The sequence below is a fragment of the Micromonospora sp. NPDC049366 genome, assembly GCF_044466625.1.
In the GTDB taxonomy this organism is placed as follows: Bacteria; Actinomycetota; Actinomycetes; order Mycobacteriales; family Micromonosporaceae; genus Micromonospora.
Genome location: NZ_JBITMV010000022.1, coordinates 1 through 1399 on the forward strand (window position 1 = coordinate 1; position 1399 = coordinate 1399).

Here is a 1399-nt window from a genome sequence, read left to right on the forward strand (position 1 = left end):
TCTCCCCGAACGACTCCGGATCACCCGGCACCGGATCAGCATCCAGCTGCAACACCGACCACTCGGCATCCCCCGGACGCACCATCACCCACCACTCCCACCGTCAGGCCCCGCCCCCAGTCACAACCGGAAGCCGACTCGCACACGTAGCTCAGCCGGGATCGGTTCAGCCCGACTGAACCGATCCGCCCGACCGTCCGTGTACGGCGCGAAGTGGTTCACCGGCCGGGGAGGGAAGTGGGATGAGTGAGCGTCACAGGCTCGGCGCCGGGGTGCCGGCATGAGCGTGATCGACGTACCCGGTGCCGAGCTGGAGCGGGTGCACGACCTGTTGCAGCGCACCAAGGAGCTGATGGACAGCGCGTCGATCAGGTCGATGGGCGCGGTTGTCGACACGCTCGGCCAGCGCGAGTTGGAGGGTGCCGCTCACGAGTTCGAGAAGCGGTGGGGTGACGGGCGACACGTCATCGCCAAGGACCTCGATGGGGTCCGCGACGCCGCGAAGGCGGTGGCCGACGCGTTCCGGGAGACGGACGAGCAGACGGTCGCCGCGCTGGAGAACCCCGAGGGAGCGACGAGTTGACCAGCGGAGGAGGCACGTCGATGACCGGTGCGACGAACACCGTTCCGACCGGATTCGAGCTGCGCACGCCCGACGACTGGGTCGACTTCTCGGTCGCCGACGAAGCGAGTGAGAACCGGGTGGCGAACGAGGTGCGGACGCGGGCCCTCGACGGCGGGTTCACCGAGCAGCAGGCCGGACAGTACGCCGAGCAGCTACGCCGGTCGGTGCGGCAGGCCCGCAACGCGGGCGCGGTGCACGCCGCCGGCACCTTCCAGGTGTACGAGGACGGTCCGCTCACCGCGACGGTGCTGGTCTCGGTGGTCACTCCGCCCGCGACCGGTGACATCATCGGCGCGTTGACCGCGGTCGCGCAGCCCGCCCGCGCCGACGGGACCTGGCGTCGGGTGAGCACCGCACAGATCCCGGCGATCGGCACCGTCGGCCGGGTGCACGGCATCCAGAACGTGACCCAGGACGGCGCCACCATGCGCTCCGCCGTGATGCACACGGTCGTACCGCTGCCGGGAACCGCGAACGTGCTGGTGGTCACCGGCGCGAGCCCGAACCTCGCGGAGGCGGAGGAGCTCTTCGAGCTCTTCGCCACGATCACCGCGACACTGACCTTCACCTATGAGAGGGAGGCGCCCGCGCTCACGCCGCCGGCGGCCTCCCGAGGGGAGGTCGGCAGCTAGGGGTCGCTGCCGACCCGCGTCGGGGGGGCCCCCGGGGGGGGTGCCCCCCACCGCCATTACGCCCCCCGCGTCGCCCCCGGACCCGGCGGGGCCGGGCCCCGCCCCCCCCGCCCCCCCACCCCGGGGCCGCCCCCCCCCGGGG

The 1399-nt window shown here is 72.5% G+C and carries 2 protein-coding genes; both read left to right on the forward strand.

Going from position 1 to position 1399, the window contains the following annotated elements:
• The first annotated feature begins 280 nt into the window (after window positions 1-280).
• On the forward strand, window positions 281-583 hold the full coding sequence (locus ACIBTV_RS26560) for a hypothetical protein (protein ID WP_091594062.1): 303 nt from the start codon (window positions 281-283) through the stop codon (window positions 581-583).
• A gap of 20 nt (window positions 584-603) precedes the next feature.
• Entirely contained in the window at window positions 604-1257 is a 654-nt protein-coding gene (locus tag ACIBTV_RS26565; protein WP_396709195.1) for a hypothetical protein, read from the forward strand.
• Window positions 1258-1399 lie beyond the last annotated feature (142 nt).